The following is a 20,882-nucleotide window of genomic DNA, read 5'->3' as shown; positions in this document are numbered from 1 at the left end:
AAAGTTTCATGGTTGAATAATTGCCAGCGGGCGCGGGTCGCCTCACTTGGCCGGATCCTTGGGGCTCCACAGCACCGTCTCAGCGCCCTTCTCGTAAGCCATGCCTTGGGGATAGCTGATCGCTTCGAGCTGCAATCCCCACGGCGCCTGGAAATAGAGGATGGTCTGGCCGGCGGCTGGCCCTTCCTTGACCGGCAGCGGTCCCAGCCTGGTCTTCACGCCCTTGGCGTCAAGATAGGTCTTCGCCGCGGCAACGTCGTCGACATAAAGGGCGATGTGATAGCCGCCGATATCGCTGTTCTTGGGCGTTGCGTCCTTCTGGTCCGGCGCGGTGTATTTGAACAGCTCGATATTCGATCCGTAACCGCAGCGGATCTGGGTGATCTCCTCGATCACCGCCTTCGGGTCGACGCCGAGCAGATCCTGCATGAAGGTGCCCTTGTCGTCGGCGAAGGGACCGAAGGACATCGCCTTCTTGCAGCCGACCACATTGGTGAAGAAGTCGACGGCCTGCTTCATGTCGGGCACGGTGATGCCGGTATGGTCGTGGCCGCGCATGCCGGGGATCGAATCCGCCGAGGCCGCTCCCGTCGACCCGAGCAGGATTGCGGCGAGCATCGCGCCGCGGGTTGCGTAGTTCATGTCACCCTCCATTGGCGGGCTGACTTGATGATTGCGCACATCCGAGGCCCGCTGTTCGGCGTGCGGACAGGTTAAGCATCTCTCATGCCGGTGCCTTCGCTGGCGGCCGCAGCCAATCCGCGTCGATCTCGGGGAGCGGAATGGCGGCGAGCAGGTCGCGCGTGTAGGCTTCCTTGGGATTGTCGAACAGCGCGTCGGTGGCGCTGGATTCGACGATCCTGCCCTCGCGCATGACAATGACCTGCTGGCAGAGCCGCCGGATCACCGACAGATCGTGGCTGATGAAGGCAACCGTCAGGCCCATCTCGGCCGCAAGCTTTTCGAGCAGCGTCAGGATCTGCGCCTGTGTCGAGACATCGAGGCCGGAGACGATCTCGTCGGCAAGCACGAATTTGGGTGAGAGCGCCAGTGCGCGTGCGATGCCGACACGCTGCCGCTGGCCGCCCGACAGTTCGTGGCGGTAGCGGCCGGCAAAATTCTGCGGCAGGCCGACGCGTTGCAGGGCCTCCGCGACGCGCTCCTTGAGCCGGTCGCCAAGCCCATTCTGCCTCAAGGGCGCGGCGATGATGTTGAAGATCGTATGCCGCGGATTGAGCGAGGACATCGGATCCTGGAAGATCATTTGCAGGTCGCGGCGCAGCGGTCGGAGATCGGCTTCCGAAAGATGGCTGATGTCGCGGCCCTCGAAGTGGATGGCGCCGGCACTCGGCTCGATCAGCCTGACCAGCGCGCGGCCGAGCGTCGACTTGCCGGAGCCGGATTCGCCGACGATGCCGGTGACCGATCCTTTCGGCAGGTCGAAGTCGAGCCCTTTTAGGATTTCGGCAAGCGGCGCCCGGCCGATCAGCGGCTTGCGCGTCATGTCGGGCAGCGCCACCTTCAGCCCGCGCACGGAAAACAGTGGCTCAGCCATGGCTGGGCCTCCAGGCCTTGTCGGCGGCGGCGATCTCGGCGCTGAGCCCGGCGAGCACGGTCTCGTCCACCGGTTTCAGCGACGCATACGGATCGGTGTAGCGCGGCGTCGCCGCGATCAGCGCCCGCGTATAGGGGTGCTGGGGCGCAGCGAAGAGGTCGGCGGTATCGGCCTCCTCGACCACCTTGCCCGCATAGAGCACCGACACCTTCTGACTGATCTTGGCGACGACGCCGAGGTCATGGGTGACGAACAGGATCGCGGTGCCGTGGTCGCGCTGCAGCTCTGCAATGAGGTGTAGAATCTGCTTCTGCACGGTCACGTCCAGCGCCGTCGTCGGCTCGTCGGCGACGATCAGCCTCGGCTCGGCGGCGAAGGCCGCCGCGATCAGCACGCGCTGGCGCATGCCGCCCGAAAGCTCGTGCGGATAGCTTCTCAGCACGCGCTCGGGGTCGCGGATCTGCACCTCGTCGAGCAGCTGGCGGATGCGCTTGTCGGCCCGCTCGCCGCTCCAGCCGAGGATGCGCACCAGCCGGTCGGTCATCTGTGGGCCGATGCGGCGCGATGGGTTGAGCGCGGTCAGCGGATCTTGCGGGATCAGCGCCGTGCGGGCGCCGATCAGGGCACGGCTTGCCTTCGCATCGAGCCGGCCGAGATCCTCGCCCTCGATCAGCATCTCGCCTTCGACGATGCGCACGCTTTTCGGCAGCACGCCCAGCACCGCTTTGCCGATCATCGTCTTTCCGGCGCCGCTCTCGCCGACCAGCGCGCGCACTTCGCCAGGCTGCACGGTGAGCGAGACCGAGCGCAGCACGCGCTGACCGTTGGGCAGCACGGCGCTCAAAGAGCGGATTTCGAGGCATGGTTCCATGTTGGCGCTCATCGCAGCACCGGATCGAAGCGTGCCTTCAGCGCTTCGCCGAACTGGCTGAAGGAAAGCACTGTGAGGATCAGAGTGATCAGCGGAAACACCAGCACCCACCAGGCCTGATGGATCGACAGCCGTCCCTCGGCGATGATGCCGCCCCAGGTCGGATCGTCGGTCGAGATCGACAGATTGACGAAGGACAGGATCGCCTCGACGATCACGGCGATGCCCATTTCGAGCGACAGCAGCGCCACCACCGAAGGCAGCACATTGGGCAGTACCTCGCGCAGCATGATGCCGATCCGGCCGTAGCCGGCGATGCGCGCGCTCTCGACATAGTCCATGCGCGCCTGGCTCATCGCCTCGGCGCGGATCACCCGGCAGAAGCGCGTCCAGTCGATGACGGCGATGGCGATGATGACGGAGCTCAGGCCCGTGCCCAGAACGGCCACCAAGAGGATCGCGAACAGCACCGGCGGGAAGGCCATCCAGATATCGACGATGCGCGAGATGACGCGGTCGGCCCAGCCGCCGAAATAGCCGGCGATCAGCCCGAGCGCCGAGCCGACCAGGCAGGCGGCGGACGCTGCGGCAAAGGCGACGATGAAGGCGATGCGGCCGCCGAAGATCAGTCGCGACAAGAGATCTCGTCCGAGGCTGTCGGTACCCAGCCAGTAGCCGGGCTCGGCGCCCTCCAGCCAGAAGGGCGGAAGCCGCTCCAGCATCAGGTCCTGCGCCAGCGGGTCCTGCGGCGCGATCAGCGGCGCGAAGATGGCCGCGGCGAGCGCAAGGAGTAGCCAGCCGCCGGCCAGCCACAGCCTTGGGCTCAACCTGCGTCTTGAGGTGCCCGCCTCATCCATGGCGCAGCCTCGGATTGAGCAGCGCATACATCATGTCGACGGCAAGGTTGATCAGCACGAAGAGCAGCGCGAAGACCAGCACGATGCCCTGGATCAGCGGCAGGTCGCGGTTGATGACGGCATCGATCGCCATGTTGCCGAGCCCTTCATAGGAGAACAGCCGCTCGACGATCACGGTGCCGCCGATGAGGAAGGTGAACTGCACGCCAACCAGCGTCAGCGTCGGCAATGCCGCATTCTTCAGCGCCTCGCGCAGGATGACCTGCGTTTCGGAAAAACCTTTCACGCGCGCCAGCACCACATAGTCGAGGTCGAGCACTTCCTTCAGCGACTGTTTCAGGAGCTGCGCGATGATCGCCGCCAGCGGCTGCGCCAAGGCCACGGCCGGCATCAGCATGTGCTTGAGCAGGTCCCAGGTGAGATCGAAGCGAAGCCGAAGCAAGCTCTCGACGAGATAGAACTGGGTGACAAAGGGCAGGTCGAGCTGCGGCGACACCCGGCCGGAAATGTCGAACACCGGGATAAGCACGCCGAACAACAGGATCAGCACCAGGCCCCAGAGAAAATCGGGGATGGAGAGCGTCGCGCCGCTAGCGATGTCGATGCCGGCCTCGACCGCCGTGCCGCGTGAGCGCGCGCCGAGGATCGCGGCGGTGACGCCGATCGCGATTGCCATCAGCAGCGCTACTGTCGCCAGCTCCAAGGTCGCAGGCAGCCGGTTGAAGACCAGGCCGAGCACATCCTGGCGCAACGAGATCGACGTGCCGAAATCCCCATGCAGCACGCCGCCGAGCCAGATGAAGAACTGCTGCACGAGTGTCTTGTCGAGCCCATAGAGCGCGCGCAGCCGCGCGATGTCGTCGTCGCTGGCGCCGGGCGGCAGCATCATGGCGATCGGGTCGCCGGGCGCGACGCGGATGACGACGAAGACGACAATGGCGACGCCGAACAGCGTGACCAGCATCGTCACCAGACGAACGAGGAATCTCTGCAGCAGCATGCTGGCTTGAGCCTAATGCGTTTCTGACGAACCGCCCCCTCATCCGGCCGCTTCGCGGCCACCTTCTCCCCGAGGGGAGAAGAGGTCGCAGACAGCTGAGCCAGTCTCTTCTCCCCAGCAGGAAGAAGGTGGCCCGAAGGGCCGTATGAGGGGGCCTGCGCCGTTGCAGGAGGCACGCCCGTGCCTCCTCATATCTATCAGGCCGGGGTCATCAGCGCCGGCAGCAGCGCGCCAGACACATGCTGCACGACATTGACCTTCTTCGAGTGCACGATCGGCTGCGCATATTGCATCAGCGGCAGCACATAGGCCTGCTCGGCGATGTATTTGTCGACCGCCTTCCAGCCGGCGATGCGCTTGGCCTCGTCCTTCTCGCCCCACAGCGGGTTGATCATGTCGACAAGGTCCTTGCTGTCCCACACCGAATGCGGGCTTGGGCCATACATGGCAAAGCCGGTCGAGGTGGTCGGATCGCCGATCGCGTTGCCCCAATTGTAGAAGGCGGCCGGCGCCAGCTTGTCGGCGGCGCGCAGCTCGTAATGCTTGGCGATCTCGTAGACCTCGATATTGGCCTCGATGCCGACCTTGCGCCACATGCCGACGATCGCCTGGATCATCTCGTAATCCTTGGGCTTGAAGCCCTTGGTCGTCTGGATGGTGAACTTGACCGGCTTCTTGGGCGAATAGCCGGAAGCGGCGAGCAGCTCCTTGGCCTTTTCCGGATTGTGCTCGACCTTGATCGACGGATCGAAGGCTGTGTATTCCGGCGTCTCCAGCGTCGCGATCGGCTGGCCGTAGCCGCGCAGCAGCCGCTTGACCAAGAGCTCCTTGTCCACTGCCATCACGGCCGCCTGGCGCACATTCTTGTCCAGCATCGCCTCGATGTCGTTGAAGAAGATCATGCCGATATCGGAGACGTTCTTGATCGAGCCGGCGAGACCGTCCTTGGCGATCAGCCGGTCATATTCCTCGTAAGGGATTTCGAGCGTCACCTGCGAGGACCCGGACTCGATCTCGGCGACCCGGCTTGCCGCGTCGGTGACGAATTTGATCGTCACGTTCTCGAAGGCCGGCTTGTTGCCCCAGTAGTGGGGGTTGGCCTTGAGCCGCAGGAACGCGTTGCGCTCGAACTTGTCGACCATATAGGGGCCGGTGCCGATCGGCGACTTCTCGAAACCTTCCGCGCCCACCTTCTCGTAATAGGCCTTAGGCATGATGTAGCCGGTCAGGAACGACATCCATTTGAAATAGACCGGGTCGAACTGCACCACATCGCCGGTGATCTTGTTGCCGTCGATCTTGAAGTTGTTGACGTTCTTCCAGACGAACTGGATCGGGTTGCCGGTCTTCTCGTCGCCGGCCCGCTGCAGCGACCAGACCACGTCCTCGGCGGTGAAAGGCGAGCCGTCATGCCATTTCACGCCGTCGCGCACCGTCATCGTCACCTTGGTGCGGTCGTCGTTCCAGCCCCATTCGGTGAGCAGGCCGGGCGTGAAGGAGAGATCCGGCTTCTGCGGGATGAACTGGTCGAACACCGACTGGTAAAGGCCCTGGATGGTCGGGTTCACCGCCGAAGGCCCGGTCGTCGGGTCCCAGGACGGCAGGTTGACGTTGTAGGCGATGGTGAGTTCGCCCGCGGCCTTCGCCGCCCTCGGCAGGCCGAGCGTGGCCGCGCCAAGCGCGGCTGCGCCATATCCGAGCAAATCGCGTCTGTTGATGGTCATGGTCGTTCCCCTTGTTGGTTGCCCATTCTTGGGCGTCATTGTCCGCGCGGCGTTTTTCATACGGTAGGTTTGGTGGGCAACCGCGCCTTGTCCATCCTGGAATTCCGGCTGCTAGTTTCCTCCGAGCTGTTGGGCGAGCATGTAGCCGGAGCCCGCACCGGTGCCGGCGCCCGGCCATGTCGCGGCGCCGGTGAGGTAGAGGTTGGCGACCGGCGTGTTCCAGCGCGCGAAGGAGCGCGCCGGGCGAAAGAGAAAATTCTGCGCCAGATGATGGCTGCCGCAAATCTGGTCGCCGCCGACAAGGTTCGGATTCTCGCGCTCGAGATCGAACGGCGAGAAGATCGCGCGGCCAAGTATCCTCTGCCTCAACCCCGGCGCGTAGCTTTCGATGATGTCGAGCACGCGCTCGGCATAGGCGTCCTTGATACCGTCCCAGTGACCGGGCGCGATCTTGCCCGCGACATCGCCAAGGATCTCCGCCGGCAGCATGCGCACCTGCACCCAGAGCACATGCTTGCCTTCCGGCGCGCGTGAGGGATCGACCGCCGTCGGCTGGCCGACGACCAGAACGGGCTGGTCGGGCAGCATGCCGGCAATTGCCTGCTGATAGGTGCGCGACATGGCGTCGAGCGAGGGCGCCAGATGCACATAGGCGAACCGGCGAAGCTCCGCGCCGGCGCTCCAGTCCGGAAGATCGTCGAGCGCCAGATGGATCATCATCGTGCCCGGCGCATGGCGGAACTTTTTCATTGCCGTGTCGAAGGCGGCGTCACCGGAGCCATTGGGTAGAAGTTTTCCGGGAAGCGCTCCCGGCGCGACGCCGGCAATGACGGCCTTGCTGGCGATATGGAAATCGCCGGAGGCCAGCCGCACGCCGGTCGCCCGGCCGCCGGCAATCGTGATCTCCGCCACTTCCGCGCCGGTCATGATCTTGCCGCCGGCCGCTTTGACCATGCCGACAAGCGCGCGGATGATGGTGTCGGCGCCGCCTTTGCCCAGCACCATGCCGAAACTCTGGTTGGCCATCGATTCCAGATAGGGAAAGATGGCGCCGCCGGCGATGTCGGGCGCGAAGTCGAGATGCATGCCCCAGACGGCGAGCGTTGTCCTGACATGCGGCGTCTCGAAATTGTCCTCCAGCCACGCGCGCGGTGACGACAGCAGCAGCCGCCCCGTGTCCAGCGCGCCGGTAATGCCCTTCTTACGCCATAGATTCCAGGCCGTGCCGGCCAGCGCCCGTGCGCTCATCGGCGATCCGAGCAGTCGGAACAGATGCTCTGCCTCGCCTGGAAAGGCGCCGACCAGCCGGCGCCATGTGGCGGCATCGGCGGCGGAGAAGGCGGCGAGCCGCGACGCGGTCTTTTCGAGATCGTTACTGACGCCGAACCATTTGCCGTCCGGGAAGGCGCTGGCGAAACAATCAGCCACGGGCGCGAATTCCAGCCCCTGGCCTTTCAATTCATTTGCATATTTCCGGTGGAAGGCCGAGCCGGCGAACAGGCTCAGATTCATCGCGCCGAAATCGTGCCGGAAGCCTGGAAGCGTGTATTCTCCTGTCCGGACGGCGCCGCCGATCGCTTGGCTGCGCTCGAAAACCGCGGTTTTCCAGCCTTTGAGCGACAGATGCGCGGCGCAAGCCAGACTGTTGTGGCCCGCCCCGACAAAGATGGCGTCGAACTCGCTCACGCCCCTCCCCAAAATGCTTTATGCTTAAAGATAATTGCAGATGCATATGTTTTCGTCTAGTAGGATATTAAGGGCCGCAACGAGCCTTGATGAGCACGAACAAGAGGGAACGAAGACAATGGACACCCAAAAACTCCTCGGCGAGGTCGCAGGCCAGCTGCTTTCAGGCGCCATCAAGGTGGTCGACCTGTCGGCGCCGCTCGGGCCCAACACGCCGCTGATCAAGCTGCCGCCGGAGCTCGCCGTCGACACGCCGAAGGTCGAGATCCACGCCATCTCAAAGTACGACAAGAACGGTCCGTGGTGGGCCTGGAACTGGCTGAAGCTCGGCGAGCATTCGGGCACGCATTTCGACGCGCCGCAGCATTGGATCACCGGCAAGGACTATCCGGATGGCGCCACCGACACCATTCCGGCGCAGAATTTCGTCGGCCCGGTCAATGTCATCGACTGCTCGAAGGAAGCCGCCGCGGACCACGACTTCCTGCTCACCGTCGATCACATCAAGGCCTGGGAGGCCAAGCACGGCGCCATCAACCCCGGCGAATGGGTGGTGATGCGCACCGACTGGTACAAGCGCAACGGTTCGGAAGCCGAGTTCCTCAACGCCAACGAGACCGGCCCTCATACGCCTGGACCGACGGCGGAAGCCATCCAGTTCCTGATCAGCAAGGACATCAAGGGCTGGGGCTCGGAGACGATCGGCACGGATGCCGGCAAGGCCGGCGGCATGGAGCCGCCATTCCCGGCCCACACGCTGATGCACAAGGCCAACCGATATGGGCTGGCCAGCCTCTGCAACCTCGACCAGCTGCCGCCGAAAGGCGCGATCCTGATCGCCGCGCCGCTGAAGATCGAGCACGGCACCGGCAGCCCGATCCGCGCGCTGGCGCTGGTGCCGGGCAAATAGGGCGAGGTGGCGGTCTTCGGGAGAAGATCATGCTAGAGGGCAACGGAGTGAAGAGGATCCCGGGGAGACAGTCTTGTGAGGCTGCCGCTCTACGGCGCCCCCCTCTGTCCTGCCGGACATCTCCCCCACAAGGGGGGAGATTGGCAGCTTGGGCACCCCATTCAATCTTGCATCGTGGACAGTTGGCGAAAGTCGCGACGACAGCTGATCTCCCCCCTTGTGGGGGAGATGTCCGGCAGGACAGAGGGGGGCGCGACGGAACGCGGCTTAGCGCGATTGGCGTTCACTTCCTGCCGCTTGCGAGCACCCTCCGATGACCGCCCCCGATCACATCATCGTCGGCAGCGGCATCAACGCCCTGGTTTGCGCGGCGATGCTTGGCGCCAAGGGCGCCAAGGTGCTCGTGCTCGAGCGCAACGACCGCATCGGCGGCTGCATGCGTACCGAGGAGATCACGGCGCCCGGCTTCGTGCACGACGTGATGGCGACGACCTTCGTGCTGTTCATCACCTCGCCGGCCTTTGCCGCGCTTGGCAAGGACCTTGCGCGGCACGGGCTGGAATTCTGCCATACCGCGACGCCCACCGGCGTACTTCGGCCCGACGGCAGCCATGCCGTGCTCACCACCGACCGCGCCGCCAACATCGCGGCGCTTAACGCAATTGCCTCCGGCGACGGCGACCGTCATGGCGGCGATGTCGGCGACATCGAGCGCAATGCCGGGCTGCTCTTCGGCCTGCTCGGCGGCGCGCTCTGGTCTTATCCGACGACGAAGCTCATCGCCGGCGAGGCCTGGCGGCGCGGTCCGCGCAACCTCGCGGCCTTCATGGGCGAGGCGCTGGTGCCGGCGCGCGGCTGGCTGGAGACCGCTTACAAGTCGGACACCGTCCGCGCGCTTTGGGCGCCTTGGGTGCTGCACGCGGGACTTGGCCCGGAAGACGCCTTCTCCGGCCAGATCGCCAAGGTCATTGCCTTCGCGCTGGAGGCGGCAGGCGCGCCGATCGTCAAGGGCGGCGCCAAGAACCTGCTTGCCGCGTTCGAGGCGCTGGTCAAGGAGCGCGGCGGCGAAATCCGCGTCAACGCCGATGTCGCCTCGATCGTCCAGAGCGGCGGCCGCGCCACCGGCGTGCGGCTCGCCTCCGGCGAGATGCTAAACGCCGCGAAGAGCGTCATCTGTTCGGTCACGCCGACGCAGCTCTACAGCCGCCTGCTCGGTAGGGATGCGCCGGCGGCCGCCGCTGAAGCGACGCTGAAATATCGCTACGGCAAGGGCAACTTCCAGATCCACTATGCGCTCGACAGGCCGCCGGCCTGGCCCGGCGATGGCCTGGACAAGGTTGCGTTGCTGCATCTGACGCCTGGGCTCGACGGCGTGTCCAAAGCCTGCAACGAGGCGGTGCGCGGCCTGCTGCCGGAAGTGCCGACCATCTGCGTCGGCCAGCCGCACGCGCTCGATCCGTCGCGCTGCCCGGAAGGCAAGGCGATCTTGTGGCTGCAACTGCCCGAGGCGCCGCGCGTTATCAACGGCGATGCGGCGGGCCATTTGGAAACACCGGCCGACGGACGATGGAGCGACGCGTTGCGCGAAGCCTTTGCCGACCGGGTCGAGACAATCCTCGCCCGCCACATCGACGGTTTTCGCGAAACCATAATCGTGCGCCGCGCCTATTCACCGGCGGACCTCGAAGCGATGAACATCAACCTAGTCGGCGGCGATCCCTATGGCGGCTCGTCGACCATCGACCAGTCCTTCCTGTGGCGCCCGTTCAAGGCGAGCCGCAACCACGAGACCGGCATCAAGAGCCTCTACCACATCGGTGCCTCGACCCATCCGGGCGCGGGCCTGGGCGGCGGCTCTGGCTTCCTCTTGGCGGGGAGGCTTTGATGGAACAGAAGCTTCCGGAAAAGCGTCAGCGCATCTCGACCCTCGGCCAGATCGGTCTGCAGCAGTTCGCGCCCTATCTGATGAACCGCATCATGGGCCGCTACAACGCCACGCTGCGCGACGACTTCCGCAAGCAGGGCCTGACCATCCCGCAGGTGCGCACGCTGGCCGTGCTCTCGGTCACCGACGGCGTCACCGTCAACGACCTCTCGGTCTATACTGTGATCGAGCAGTCGACCTTGAGCCGTACGCTCGACACGCTGGAAGGCCAGGGCCTGGTGCGGCGCGAGCAGGGCGTCACCGACAGCCGCTTCCGCCACGTGTTCCTGACCGATGACGGCCGCGCTCTGTTCACCCGCGCCTGGCCGGCCATGCACGACGCCTTCGAGGCGATGTTCGACGGTGTCGACGATGCCGAATATGCCGCGCTGATCGCTATCCTGCATAAGATGCTTAAGAACATCCGCAAGCACGACATTTGAGTTGACGTACGCCCCGCCGATCAAGGGCGGCAACGGAAGGAGGCAGAGATGGCCGAACGGTCTTTTGCCAAGGAAGTCGAAAAGCTGAGGTTAGGGGCCGGCGAGGAATTCGCGGGCGAGGGCATCCTCGCCATCACCAAGGCGCTGCTGCAATGCGGCGTCGGTTATGTCGGCGGCTACCAGGGCGCGCCGATCAGCCACCTGATGGATGTGCTCGCCGACGCGCAGGACATTCTGGGCGAGCTCGGCGTGCATTTCGAGGCGAGCGCCTCGGAAGCGACCGCCACCGCCATGCTTGCCGCCTCCGTGCACTACCCGATCCGTGGCGCCGCCACCTTCAAGTCGACGGTCGGCACCAATGTCGCTTCCGATGCGCTCGCCAATCTGGCGTCCGGCGGCGTCACCGGCGGCGCGCTGATCATCGTCGGCGAGGACTATGGCGAGGGCTCCTCGATCATGCAGGAGCGCAGCCATGCCTTCGCCATGAAGAGCCAGGTCTGGCTGCTCGATCCGCGCCCGAACCTGCCCTCGATCGTCAAGGCGGTCGAGGATGGCTTCGAGCTGTCGGAGGCTTCCAACACGCCCGTCATGCTGCAGGTGCGCATCCGCTGCTGCCATGTCCACGGCCACTTCATCGCCAAGGACAACAAGCGCCCGCCGATGTCGGTCGCCGACGCGCTTGCTGCGCCGCGCCGCGACACCGGCCGCATCGTGCTGCCGCCCGCCTCCTTCCTGCACGAGAGGGAGAAGGTGGCGAAACGCTGGCCGGCGGCGGTCGACTTCATTCGCGAGCGCAAGATCAACGAGATCTTCGGTTCGGATCACGGCTCGGTCGGCATCGTCATGCAGGGCGGCATGTACAATTCCGTCATCCGCGCTCTGCAGCGGCTCGGCCTCGCCGACACCTATGGCGACACCGATGTGCCGCTTTATGTGCTCAACGCCGTCTATCCGCTGGTCGACGACGAGTTCCTCGCCTTCTGCGAAGGCAAGCAGGCGGTGCTGGTCGTCGAGGAGGGGCAGCCCAACTATATCGAGCAGGCTTTTGCCGCCATGCTGCACAAGGCTGGGCGCGGCACGAAGCTGGTCGGCAAGGAGCATCTGCCGATGGCCGGTGAATATACCGGACAGGTGATGCTCGACGGCATCGGCTCCTTCCTGCGGGCGCACGCTCCGCATCTGCTGCCGGGCGAAGTGCGCGCGCCGAACAAGCTGGGCGAGGGTGTCGACACCGCCGATCTCATCAATGTCGTTCCCGGCCGTCCTCCCGGCTTCTGCGTCGGCTGCCCCGAGCGGCCGATCTTCGCGGCAACCAAGCTGGTCGAGCAGGAGCTCGGCAAGCACCACATCGCTTCCGACATCGGCTGCCATCTGTTCTCGATCATGCCGCCCTTCGAGCTTGGCGCCACCACCATGGGCTATGGGCTGGGTCCGGCTTCCGCCTCCGCCTTCAATTCGCCGGAGGCGAAGCGCCGCTCGATCTCCTTTGTCGGCGATGGCGGCTTCTGGCACAACGGCCTCACCTCTTCGATCGGCAATGCGGTGTTCAACAAGAATGACGGCGTCATCGTCATCGTCGACAATTTTTACTCCGCCGCGACCGGCGGCCAGGACATCCTGTCTTCGCGCGCCTCGAACCGGACGAAGTCGACGAAACATCCGATCACCGAGGCGGTGAAGGGCATGGGCGTCAAATGGCTGCGTCACATCGACCGCACCTATGATGTCGGCAAGATGCAAGCCGCGCTGCGCGAGGCGCTGACGACCGAAGAGAAGGGGCCGAAGGTCATCGTCGCCTCGTCGGAATGCATGCTCAACCGCCAGCGCCGCGAGAAGCCACTGCTCGACAAGGCGATCAAGGGCGGGACAAGGGTGGTGAAGCCGAAATTCGGCGTCGACGAGGACGTCTGCACCGGCGACCACGCCTGCATGCGGCTGTCCGGCTGCCCGTCGCTGTCGGTGAAGTCGCTCGACGATCCGCTGCGCGACGATCCTGTCGCATCGATCGACCAGAACTGCGTCGGCTGCGGCAATTGCGGCGAGGTGGCGGACGCGGCCGTGCTCTGTCCGTCCTTCTACCGCGCCGATGTCGTCCACAATCCGAGCCGCTGGGACCGTTTCCTGGAAAGCGCGCGCCGCGCGGCGATCGGCCTATTGCAGCGCCGCCGCGAGAGCCGCCGTCTGATGTTCGCCGATGCTTGACCAGGCTTCTCCACTGCGTCCGAAGACGGGCGCCTCTGATGACGAGCAGGTGATAAAACTCGCCGTGCTCGCGGTTGGCGGCCAGGGCGGCGGCGTGCTCGCCGACTGGATCACCGATGTCGCCGAACGCAGCGGCTACATCGCTCAGTCGACTTCTGTTGCCGGCGTCGCCCAGCGCACCGGCGCCACGATCTATTATATCGAGATGGCCCACGACACCGGCCGGCTGCCGGTCTTCGCGCTCTCGCCCTCGCAGGGCGACGTCGACATCCTGATCGCCGCCGAACTGATGGAGGCCGGCCGCGCCATCATCCGCGGCTTCGTCACGCCCGAGCGCACGACGCTGATCGCCTCCTCGCACCGCATCGCCGCCGTCTCGGAAAAGATCGAGCCGGGCGACGGCCGCGCCTCGTCGGAGAAGGTGCACGCGACGGCTGAGGCCGCTGCAAAATGCTTCATCGCCTTCGACATGGAAAAGATCGCCGCCGAGAACGGCACCATGATTTCGGCCAGCCTGCTCGGCGCGCTGGCCGGTTCCGACGCGTTGCCGTTTGCCCGCGCAAGTTACGAAGAGGCGATCGGCGCCGGCGGCCGTGGCGTGAAGGCCAGCCTCGCGGCCTTCGGCGCCGCCTATGACCGCGCGCGTGGAATCGCGGCCGCGCCCGCCGGTGAACAGGCGGTGGCAAAACCCGCCGCTGCCGAAGCCGGGCCGGCGGCGAAGGTCAGTGGCCCTGAAACATTGCTGAAGGGCTGGCAGGAACTCGCCACCCGCATCGCGGCGCTGCCTGAGCCGGTGCGCGACATGGCCGAACGCGGCCTGAAGAAGGTCGTCGACTACCAGGACATCGCTTATGGCGGCGAATACCTGGACAGGCTGGACAGAGCGATTGCGCTGGACAATGCGGAGCGCGGCTATGCGTTATCGATCGCCGCCGCAAAACATCTGGCCAACGCCATGTGCTACGACGACATGATCCGCGTCGCCGACTTGAAGACACGTTCGACCCGTGACAAGCGGGTGCGCAAGGAGGTCGGCGTCAGGGAAGGTTCGGTTCTGCAGGTCACAGAATATTTCCATCCGCGCATCGAGGAATTCTGCGGCACGCTGCCGGTGGCGCTCGGCAGCTATATCGAGAGTCGGCCGAAGCTCGCCGCCTTCCTAGACCGCCGCATCAACCGCGGCCGCCACATCCGCACCGACAGTTTTACCGGCTTCGCCATGCTGTGGTTCATCGGCGGCCTGCGCCGCTGGCGCCGCCGCCTGCTCCGCCACAGGGTCGAGATGGAGCATCTGGAGCGCTGGTACGAACTGGCGCTCGCCCACGCCCGCGAAAACTACGCGCTCGGCACCGAGATTTTGAACTGCCGCCGGCTGATCAAGGGCTACAGCGACACCCATGCCCGCGCCCAGTCGAAATTCGACCGCGTGCTCTCGGCGCTGCCCATGCTCAAGGGCCGCGACGATGCCGCCGACTGGATCCGCCGCCTGCGCGAGGCGGCGCTGAAGGACGAGAAGGGCGACATGCTGGATGGCGCGCTGAAGACGGTGGCGACGCTGGGCGATAGCCCGGCTTTATAGCCGTTCGAACTATTCGCTTGCTTCCCGACCCGAAACCTTTTCGACAAGGATCCGGAAAAAGACGTGCGGCAGGCTATCTGACGTCGGAGGCGTGACCGGTTTGAGCGCACCAGGCTCCCACCACTGCGCGTGCTTGCTCAACACCGCCCATGCATGATCACGCTGAACCTTGTGGCCGATCCGGTCCGTCAGTTCCTCATAGCGGCCGTCGACAATCACGCTTCTCCAGCCGCGCCCCTCGGTATGTTCTTCTATCTGCACGCACACGAGGGGATTGGCCCGCATCCAGTCGATCTTCTTGCCGAGCAAGGAGAATGCATAGAGGTGGTTGTCGGCGTAGGCGTAGTTGAAGCACACGACGTAAGGTTGTCCGTCCTTCGCGCATGCCAGATGGCCGGTGCGGTTGGCCGCCAGCAATTTCGTGCATTCCAAAGCAGAGAGCGTGCGGATCATCATCGGCATGATCTCCCATCCGGCCTTCGGCCTTAACAATCTTTGTTCGTCCAATCTTAGTGCGGGGCGCATCATGGCTCATTGATATGGATCAATTGGTCATGCGGCAAAGCCTTGCCATCTTGCGGGCGAACCTTCGGCAGTCGCGGCGGATACGAACTGCGAAGCATTGCACGCCGAGCCGCAGTCTGGCCAAAACGCCGAACAGATCTGACGAATATGTGATCAGCCTCGCTGCGACGGAATTCGGCCGCTTCCTCCGTTCCACGGAGGTAGGGATGAATCACGGAGACGAACCTTATGCTCACCAGATATTTTCTGCCGTTCGCATTGGCGGCCGGCACCTTGCTGCTGTCCGGCGCCGGCGCGCAGGCCATGCCGATGGCCAAGCCGAGCGCTACGCCGCTGCCGATCGAAACCGTCGGCTGGCGCTGTGGTCCCGGCTGGCACGTGAACCGCTGGGGCAGATGCGTGCCGAACGGTCGCCGGTTCATCCGGCCGGTGCGCCATTGGCATCCGGGCTTCTGGTATCACCACCGCTGGCACCCCGGCTATTGGAGCTGGTGATCGCTTTTTGGGGACTGGCGCCCGTGCCGGAAACGGCGCGGGCGTTTTTGCCGAGTTTCTAACAGGAGCGGAGGGATTCGTGTCCATGGCCTCAGAGCGTTGCAGCGGTGGAGAAGCTTTGAGACGTCGGCGGGACAGCGCCCCCCTCTGTCCTGCCGGACATCTCCCCCACAAGGGGGGAGATCAGACGTCACGCCGGCTTTCGCCAATCGCCACCGTCGTACATGTTCAACATCGCAGGAGTGAGCGCGGCGTTGACGCTGCCAATCTCCCCCCAAGTGGGGGAGATGTCCGTCAGGACAGAGGGGGGCGCGAAGGATCGCGACTGATCTCACCTTGCGCTCGCCGCGTTTCTTAACGACGAGCGCCTATCGCTGATGGGCGAAGCCAGAACTCACACCACCAGATCCCGCATCGGCTTCACCACGCCGGACTCCGGAAACACTTTGTCGCCAAGCACCGCCGACGACAGCCCGAACTGGTCGGCTAAAAGGCCCTTCAGCACCGCGCGCACATCGCTGGTCGGCGCGAGGTCGCGGCCTTCATAAAGCTGAGCCGGCTTCAGGCCGGGCCAGTCGGCGATGACACGGCCGCCCTTGATCGCGCCGCCAGCGAGCAGCACCACCGTGCCGGTGCCATGATCGGTGCCGACCGTGCCGTTGATGCGGGCGGTGCGCCCGAATTCGGTGATGGCGACAATCGCTGTATCTTGCCAGCGCTCGGCGAGCCCGCTCTCGAATTCCCCGAAGGCGCCGTCGAGGCCGCCGAGCAGATTGGCGAGCCGTCCTGTGGCGCCGCCTTCGTTGACATGCGTGTCCCAGCCGTCGAAGGCAAGCGCGGCGATGCGCGGCCCGTCGTCCGCCGCCATCAGCTTCGCCGCGCCCTGCGCCGACTGCCGCATGCCGGCGGCATTGTCGAGACCGCCTTTCGGCTTCATCGCCTTGCCGTCGAGCTGGTCACCGAGCGCCATCCGGTCGGCGTCGAGGCCTTTTTGCAGCGCCGCCGCCAGCACCGGGTCGCGATGGTTGTAGAGGTCGAGGACACGCTCGGCCAGTGCATCGCCCGGAGTCGGCAGCGCCTGCGGCGCCCAGCCGAGCACGGGTGCGGCGCCGCGGATCACCAGCGGCGTCGACGGCCCGACCGCGAGCCCGCCTGCCTTCGCCACCCTATCGCCCGTCGGCAGGTTTTCCAGTGCCCGGTTGAGCCAGCCGGTGGTGGCGTTGCCCGGGCCGGGCAGGCCGCTTTCCAGCACGTCCTGGCCGTCGAAATGCGAGCGGTCGCGGTAGCCGGTCGCGGCGGCATGCACCACCGCCGCCTGTCCCGCCTTGAACAGCCGCGCGAACACCGGCATGGCCGGATTGAGCGCGAAGAAACCGTCGAGCCGCAGCGCCGGATTGGCGCCCGAGAGCGAGAGCGCGATGTCGCCATGCAGGCCGGCATAGTCGGGATCGCCGACCGGGCCGACCGTCGACAGGCCATCCAGCGCGCCGCGCAGCACGATGACGATCAGGCGCGGGTCGCGCTTGTCGGCGGCGCGCGCGAAGCGCGGCAGATAAGCCCAGGCAAACAGCGCCCCGCCGGTCATCAGCACGGCGCGGCGGGATGGGTTCGGCGTTTCACAAAGAAGGCTCATGGCCGCTTCTCCATTGTGTTCACCGGCGCTGGAATTCTGGCGCCATCAGCAACAGCGCCAGGCCCTGCTGCCTGGATTCGGCGCGCGCGATCGCCTCTCGCGTCTCGGCCGAAGCAGAGGCGCCGATCACAGTGGAAAGCATGTCGTCGGGGTTGCCGATGTCACTTGCCTGCTTCGCGGCCTGCCAGGCGATGTCGAGGCGCGTCTTGAGGCCCTCGGCCGAAGCCCAGCTATCGCTCCGGTCGGAAAAGCCGTTCGGCCCGGGCGGCTGCCAGAGCGGTTCGCCCAGCGCCCTTAGCCAGCGAAGCGTCCGCTGCGGCTCGTTGTCGGCGGCAGGGCCGATCGCTCGCCGGACCGCCGAGACATAGTCGAAGGGCGAGCGCAGTTTTGTCGGTGGCATCGACCAGGCTTCCGGCAGATCGATCAGGGCAAGCGCCAATGCGCGCAGGTCGCCATCGGTCTTGGCAAAGACTTCGGCAAGGCGGTCGACCGCCGCCGCCGGCGGATCGTCGGCAAGGAAGTGTCGCGCGAGCTTGGTGGCGATGTGCCGCGCGGTCGCCGGGTGGCGGGCGATGTCGTTCAGCGCCGCTTCCGCCTGGCCCATGCCGCCCGCCGGATAGGTCTTGCCGAGCAGCACCGCCTCGCCAGGCTGATGCGCATTGGCGTTGAACACGAACGTGCCGGGCTCGCCCAGACGCCCTTCGCGTCCGGCCATCGTCCAGCCGGTCAGCATGCCGGCGAAACTGGTGACGTCGGCTTGGGCATAGCCGCTGCCGACGCCGAGCGTATGCAGTTCCAGGATCTCGCGGGCAAGGTTCTCGTTGAGGCCGCGGCCGCGCCTCTTTCCGGCGCGCGAATCCGGCCCGATCGACTGCTGATTGTCGAGATAAAACAGCATCGCCGGGTGGTGCTCGACCGCCAGCAGCATGTCGGCGAAGCGGCCAAGCACGAAGGGCCGGATCGCTTCGCGCTCAAAGGCGCCGGCGCAGGCCCGCACGATCTGGGCCTTGGCGATCGAGATGCAGAAATGGTTCGACCAGAAGCCGACCAGCCGTTCGACAAAGCCGGGCGCCGCAGCGAGCGCTTTGTCGAAGCGGGCTTGCGCTTCATCCCGATAGATATCGGCCTCGACCGGCGGCACGGCCGGCTTGTCTTTTGCGTCGGTCGGGTTGTCCGCGGTCGCAGGCTGCATGACGGGCGCCGCCTTATTCTCCCGTGCCGCCTTGCGTTCTGCGGCGGCGGCCATGCTGGCCTGGATCGCGGCGGTGCTGTCCAGCAGGCCGGCATTCTTGGAATCGTCGGCCGTGATGAGCGCGATGTCCTGCTGCTTGAGCTCGGCCCTGAGATAGCCGCGCGCGTCGGCCGCGATCTTGCCGGGATCGTCAGCGGGTCTCGCGCCGAGCCCGAAGCGGTTGAGCGCGACAAGCGCCGGATCGGGCGGAGCGACATTTGAAACGGATAGGGCCAATGCAGCCTCCGTCGCGCGGGCCGACGCAAGTCGCGTCGGCGGCATGTCCTAACAGGCGAAAGGTTTCATGATGCCGGTGCCGTTATCATGAGACCGGCAGGCGGCTTACCAGCGGCGCCAGTAGTGATAGCGGTGCCAGGGATGCCAGACCGGGCCGATATAGATGCTCGGTCCGCCCCAATAGTAGTAGCCCGATAGATCACGCGGCGGTTGGGCACGCAGCGCCCCCACCGGTCGGGATGCCAGCCGGGGCCGCATCCCCAGGCCACATGCTCGACGGTTGCAGGCGCCGCAACCGGCGCCATCGGCATTGCCGAGGCGGCACCTGCCGCGACCGTACCGCCGATGGCAAGGACGGCAGCGAGCGAATATTTCGTCAGACCGTTCATGCAATACTCCCGAATTTATCGAGGTTGAAACCACCTGCCCGCATTCTCGCGGCCAGGCCTGTCCCTCTTTCCCTTGAACGGAGGCGGCTTGCCGTTTCCGTCGCTCCTCAGGGCGTATTTTTTGCCGGGGGCGGCCGCTGCCTGCCGACATGGCGCAGCAGGGCGTCGGCCAGCAGCTTACGGTCCTCCGGCGAGCTCGACGCGGCGAATTCGACGATGCGCTGTTCCAGCCGGCTGCGGATGGTGGCGTCGGCATTGCGCGCCCGTTCCAGGGCTGCGGCCAGAGCGTTGGCGTCGAGCGTCGGCTGCTGCAAGAGGTTGGCCGCCTCGCGCCGCGCCTGCTGGCCGTCGAGGATGATCTGCCTAGACTCTCGGCGCACGTCGCGCAGCGCCTGGCGGAATATCTTGCGATCGTTGGCCGGGAGCTGCCCGCCGGCCGATTCCAGCGAATAGCCCATTCCCGAGCGGCCGATCAGCCAGCCCGCACCGCCGGCGACAGCACCGATCAGGAAGACGTTCAGCACCAGCGATGCCGCGAAAAGACGAGCGTTCATAGGTCCTCCGTGTCGGCGTCGGGACCGGCATCGCCGAACGATGTTGCGTTGGCGTCCATCACATAGCGGTCGGACTGGGTGTCGGGAGTGACGACGGTGACCAGCGCCAGCCCGGCCACGGCGCCGGCAAGGCCGACGCCGGCAAGCCCGAAGCCCAGCCACCAGAACCGGCGGCGGCGCTCCTGCCTGATCGCGGATGCAGCTCCTGCAACAATCTCGCCATGCAGCGTCCGGCTTGATGCTTCGACGTGATGCCGGTCGAGCATGGCGTCGAGCCTGCCGGCGGTCGCCAAGATGGCGCGGCCCTCTTCGCTCTCCGCGAACAGCGTGGCGGCAGTCTGCTCGGCCCGCGGCCAGCGATGCAGGGCGCTGCCATAGGCGTCCGCCAGCGCGGCGAAGCGCCGGGCGTCCATCGGCCCATCCGCGGCCTTTCTCTCTTCAGCCATCTCGTTTCCCCTTCCACGGGTTTGACGTGCCCCCCCACGCTGCAGTCCCCACCACCGCTAGATGCTCAGTCATCGCCGTCATCTCCGACGAGCATGGCTTGCAGCGAACGCCGGCCCCGCGCGAGCAGGCTTTCCAGCGCGTCGATGCTGACCTGCATGGCGCGGGCAGCCTCGATGTTGGACATCTCCTGATAATAGACGAGCACGATCGCCTCGCGCTGGCGCGGCGCGATGCGCTGCAGCGCCTGCTCGACGCGGCGGCCTTCGTCTCCGACGTCGGGGAGCGGTGCCTCATCGGCCACCTCCGGCAGTTCGTCCGTCGTCCATTCGCGGCGCCGCCGCAGCCGGTCGTAACAGAGGTTGAGCGCCACCCGGTGGATCCAGGTGTCGAAACGCGCCTGCCCCTGTCGCCAGCCGGAGGCATGTCGCCAGATGCGCACGAAGGTCTCCTGGGCGACGTCCTCGGCCTCGGCCGCGTCGCCGAGCATGCGGGTGGCGAGCGAAAGCACGCGCGGCAGCTTGCGCGCCACCATCGCCTGCACGGCGGCCTGGTCGCCGGCACCGATGCGCCGTACCAGTTCCTCGTCCGGATCGGCGCCCATCAGGCTGGGCGCTCCCAAT

The 20,882-nt window shown here is 65.8% G+C and carries 19 protein-coding genes and 1 pseudogene; 6 read left to right on the top strand and 14 right to left on the bottom strand.

What is annotated here, in order from left to right; translation table 11 throughout:
* Positions 1 to 42: 42 nt before the first annotated feature.
* The 7 genes from RFN30_RS20815 to RFN30_RS20785 all read right to left on the bottom strand — a co-directional run bounded on the left by RFN30_RS20815 (position 43) and on the right by RFN30_RS20785 (position 7,693).
* Positions 43 to 642, bottom strand: a complete 600-nt coding sequence (locus RFN30_RS20815) for a VOC family protein (RefSeq protein WP_320263954.1) — start codon at positions 640 to 642, stop codon at positions 43 to 45.
* Positions 643 to 724: 82 nt separating this feature from the next.
* The gene (locus tag RFN30_RS20810; protein WP_320263953.1) at positions 725 to 1,555 is read right to left on the bottom strand and encodes an ATP-binding cassette domain-containing protein; all 831 of its coding nucleotides are present in this window, start codon (positions 1,553 to 1,555) and stop codon (positions 725 to 727) included.
* Positions 1,548 to 2,426, bottom strand: coding sequence for an ABC transporter ATP-binding protein (locus tag RFN30_RS20805; RefSeq protein WP_430699071.1), 879 nt, complete (start codon positions 2,424 to 2,426; stop codon positions 1,548 to 1,550). The genes RFN30_RS20810 and RFN30_RS20805 overlap by 8 nt, the downstream gene beginning before the upstream one ends.
* 8 nt (positions 2,427 to 2,434) lie before the next feature.
* Positions 2,435 to 3,283 carry an ABC transporter permease gene (locus RFN30_RS20800; protein WP_320263951.1) on the bottom strand — a complete coding sequence of 283 codons (849 nt, stop codon included), beginning with the start codon at positions 3,281 to 3,283 and terminating at the stop codon, positions 2,435 to 2,437.
* The gene (locus RFN30_RS20795; RefSeq protein WP_320263950.1) at positions 3,276 to 4,283 is read right to left on the bottom strand and encodes an ABC transporter permease; all 1,008 of its coding nucleotides are present in this window, start codon (positions 4,281 to 4,283) and stop codon (positions 3,276 to 3,278) included. The genes RFN30_RS20800 and RFN30_RS20795 overlap by 8 nt, the downstream gene beginning before the upstream one ends.
* A gap of 197 nt (positions 4,284 to 4,480) precedes the next feature.
* Complete coding sequence (locus RFN30_RS20790; RefSeq protein WP_320263949.1) at positions 4,481 to 6,007, bottom strand: ABC transporter substrate-binding protein; 1,527 nt, start codon at positions 6,005 to 6,007, stop codon at positions 4,481 to 4,483.
* Between the two features lie 111 nt (positions 6,008 to 6,118).
* Positions 6,119 to 7,693: a phytoene desaturase family protein gene (locus RFN30_RS20785; RefSeq protein ID WP_320263948.1), complete on the bottom strand. Its 1,575-nt coding sequence runs from the start codon at positions 7,691 to 7,693 to the stop codon at positions 6,119 to 6,121.
* A 118-nt stretch (positions 7,694 to 7,811) separates the two neighbouring features.
* On the opposite strand from RFN30_RS20785, the gene RFN30_RS20780 reads away from it, so the two are divergent.
* The 5 genes from RFN30_RS20780 to RFN30_RS20760 all read left to right on the top strand — a co-directional run bounded on the left by RFN30_RS20780 (position 7,812) and on the right by RFN30_RS20760 (position 14,751).
* On the top strand, positions 7,812 to 8,603 hold the full coding sequence (locus RFN30_RS20780; RefSeq protein ID WP_127857796.1) for a cyclase family protein: 792 nt from the start codon (positions 7,812 to 7,814) through the stop codon (positions 8,601 to 8,603).
* Between the two features lie 313 nt (positions 8,604 to 8,916).
* Positions 8,917 to 10,488: a phytoene desaturase family protein gene (locus RFN30_RS20775; RefSeq protein ID WP_320263947.1), complete on the top strand. Its 1,572-nt coding sequence runs from the start codon at positions 8,917 to 8,919 to the stop codon at positions 10,486 to 10,488.
* On the top strand, positions 10,488 to 10,970 hold the full coding sequence (locus RFN30_RS20770) for a MarR family winged helix-turn-helix transcriptional regulator (protein WP_320263946.1): 483 nt from the start codon (positions 10,488 to 10,490) through the stop codon (positions 10,968 to 10,970). Before RFN30_RS20775 ends, RFN30_RS20770 begins: the two co-directional genes overlap by 1 nt.
* A 48-nt stretch (positions 10,971 to 11,018) precedes the next feature.
* The gene (locus RFN30_RS20765; protein WP_320263945.1) at positions 11,019 to 13,172 is read left to right on the top strand and encodes a thiamine pyrophosphate-dependent enzyme; all 2,154 of its coding nucleotides are present in this window, start codon (positions 11,019 to 11,021) and stop codon (positions 13,170 to 13,172) included.
* A complete protein-coding gene (locus tag RFN30_RS20760; RefSeq protein ID WP_320263944.1) occupies positions 13,165 to 14,751 on the top strand; it encodes an indolepyruvate oxidoreductase subunit beta family protein in 1,587 nt (528 codons plus the stop codon). The genes RFN30_RS20765 and RFN30_RS20760 overlap by 8 nt, the downstream gene beginning before the upstream one ends.
* A gap of 9 nt (positions 14,752 to 14,760) precedes the next feature.
* Here the strand turns inward: RFN30_RS20760 and RFN30_RS20755 are convergent, their stop codons facing one another.
* Positions 14,761 to 15,207 carry a pyridoxamine 5'-phosphate oxidase family protein gene (locus RFN30_RS20755; RefSeq protein WP_320263973.1) on the bottom strand — a complete coding sequence of 149 codons (447 nt, stop codon included), beginning with the start codon at positions 15,205 to 15,207 and terminating at the stop codon, positions 14,761 to 14,763.
* Positions 15,208 to 15,504: 297 nt separating this feature from the next.
* Between RFN30_RS20755 and RFN30_RS20750 the strand changes: the two genes are divergently transcribed.
* Positions 15,505 to 15,771, top strand: coding sequence for a GCG_CRPN prefix-to-repeats domain-containing protein (locus RFN30_RS20750; protein ID WP_320263943.1), 267 nt, complete (start codon positions 15,505 to 15,507; stop codon positions 15,769 to 15,771).
* A gap of 394 nt (positions 15,772 to 16,165) precedes the next feature.
* On the opposite strand, the gene RFN30_RS20745 is transcribed toward RFN30_RS20750, so the two are convergent.
* The 6 genes and pseudogenes from RFN30_RS20745 to RFN30_RS20725 all read right to left on the bottom strand — a co-directional run bounded on the left by RFN30_RS20745 (position 16,166) and on the right by RFN30_RS20725 (position 20,863).
* Entirely contained in the window at positions 16,166 to 17,404 is a 1,239-nt protein-coding gene (locus RFN30_RS20745) for a DUF1501 domain-containing protein (RefSeq protein ID WP_320263942.1), read from the bottom strand.
* A gap of 19 nt (positions 17,405 to 17,423) precedes the next feature.
* The gene (locus RFN30_RS20740) at positions 17,424 to 18,872 is read right to left on the bottom strand and encodes a DUF1800 domain-containing protein (RefSeq protein WP_320263941.1); all 1,449 of its coding nucleotides are present in this window, start codon (positions 18,870 to 18,872) and stop codon (positions 17,424 to 17,426) included.
* A 105-nt stretch (positions 18,873 to 18,977) separates the two neighbouring features.
* Positions 18,978 to 19,261, bottom strand: a pseudogene (locus RFN30_RS32420) (GCG_CRPN prefix-to-repeats domain-containing protein).
* 107 nt (positions 19,262 to 19,368) lie between these two features.
* Positions 19,369 to 19,815, bottom strand: a complete 447-nt coding sequence (locus tag RFN30_RS20735) for a periplasmic heavy metal sensor (RefSeq protein ID WP_320263940.1) — start codon at positions 19,813 to 19,815, stop codon at positions 19,369 to 19,371.
* On the bottom strand, positions 19,812 to 20,261 hold the full coding sequence (locus RFN30_RS20730; protein ID WP_320263939.1) for a hypothetical protein: 450 nt from the start codon (positions 20,259 to 20,261) through the stop codon (positions 19,812 to 19,814). The genes RFN30_RS20735 and RFN30_RS20730 overlap by 4 nt, the downstream gene beginning before the upstream one ends.
* A 65-nt stretch (positions 20,262 to 20,326) precedes the next feature.
* Entirely contained in the window at positions 20,327 to 20,863 is a 537-nt protein-coding gene (locus RFN30_RS20725) for an RNA polymerase sigma factor (protein WP_320263938.1), read from the bottom strand.
* Between the last annotated feature and the right edge of the window lie 19 nt (positions 20,864 to 20,882).

The sequence above is a fragment of the Mesorhizobium dulcispinae genome, from assembly GCF_033977345.1.
Lineage (GTDB): Bacteria > Pseudomonadota > Alphaproteobacteria > Rhizobiales > Rhizobiaceae > Mesorhizobium > Mesorhizobium dulcispinae.
This window is presented reverse-complemented; position numbering and strand designations above follow the sequence as displayed.

Excerpts from the sequence above, each read along its gene's own strand:
- RFN30_RS20815 (WP_320263954.1), bottom strand. The coding sequence starts at position 642 with ATGAACTACGCAACCCGCGGCGCGATGCTCGCCGCAATCCTGCTCGGG.
- RFN30_RS20810 (WP_320263953.1), bottom strand. The coding sequence starts at position 1,555 with ATGGCTGAGCCACTGTTTTCCGTGCGCGGGCTGAAGGTGGCGCTGCCC.
- RFN30_RS20805 (WP_430699071.1), bottom strand. The coding sequence starts at position 2,426 with ATGGAACCATGCCTCGAAATCCGCTCTTTGAGCGCCGTGCTGCCCAAC.
- RFN30_RS20800 (WP_320263951.1), bottom strand. The coding sequence starts at position 3,283 with ATGGATGAGGCGGGCACCTCAAGACGCAGGTTGAGCCCAAGGCTGTGG.
- RFN30_RS20795 (WP_320263950.1), bottom strand. The coding sequence starts at position 4,283 with ATGCTGCTGCAGAGATTCCTCGTTCGTCTGGTGACGATGCTGGTCACG.
- RFN30_RS20790 (WP_320263949.1), bottom strand. The coding sequence starts at position 6,007 with ATGACCATCAACAGACGCGATTTGCTCGGATATGGCGCAGCCGCGCTT.
- RFN30_RS20780 (WP_127857796.1), top strand. The coding sequence starts at position 7,812 with ATGGACACCCAAAAACTCCTCGGCGAGGTCGCAGGCCAGCTGCTTTCA.
- RFN30_RS20775 (WP_320263947.1), top strand. The coding sequence starts at position 8,917 with ATGACCGCCCCCGATCACATCATCGTCGGCAGCGGCATCAACGCCCTG.
- RFN30_RS20770 (WP_320263946.1), top strand. The coding sequence starts at position 10,488 with ATGGAACAGAAGCTTCCGGAAAAGCGTCAGCGCATCTCGACCCTCGGC.
- RFN30_RS20765 (WP_320263945.1), top strand. The coding sequence starts at position 11,019 with ATGGCCGAACGGTCTTTTGCCAAGGAAGTCGAAAAGCTGAGGTTAGGG.
- RFN30_RS20760 (WP_320263944.1), top strand. The coding sequence starts at position 13,165 with ATGCTTGACCAGGCTTCTCCACTGCGTCCGAAGACGGGCGCCTCTGAT.
- RFN30_RS20755 (WP_320263973.1), bottom strand. The coding sequence starts at position 15,207 with ATGATGATCCGCACGCTCTCTGCTTTGGAATGCACGAAATTGCTGGCG.
- RFN30_RS20750 (WP_320263943.1), top strand. The coding sequence starts at position 15,505 with ATGCTCACCAGATATTTTCTGCCGTTCGCATTGGCGGCCGGCACCTTG.
- RFN30_RS20745 (WP_320263942.1), bottom strand. The coding sequence starts at position 17,404 with ATGAGCCTTCTTTGTGAAACGCCGAACCCATCCCGCCGCGCCGTGCTG.
- RFN30_RS20735 (WP_320263940.1), bottom strand. The coding sequence starts at position 19,815 with ATGAACGCTCGTCTTTTCGCGGCATCGCTGGTGCTGAACGTCTTCCTG.
- RFN30_RS20730 (WP_320263939.1), bottom strand. The coding sequence starts at position 20,261 with ATGGCTGAAGAGAGAAAGGCCGCGGATGGGCCGATGGACGCCCGGCGC.
- RFN30_RS20725 (WP_320263938.1), bottom strand. The coding sequence starts at position 20,863 with ATGGGCGCCGATCCGGACGAGGAACTGGTACGGCGCATCGGTGCCGGC.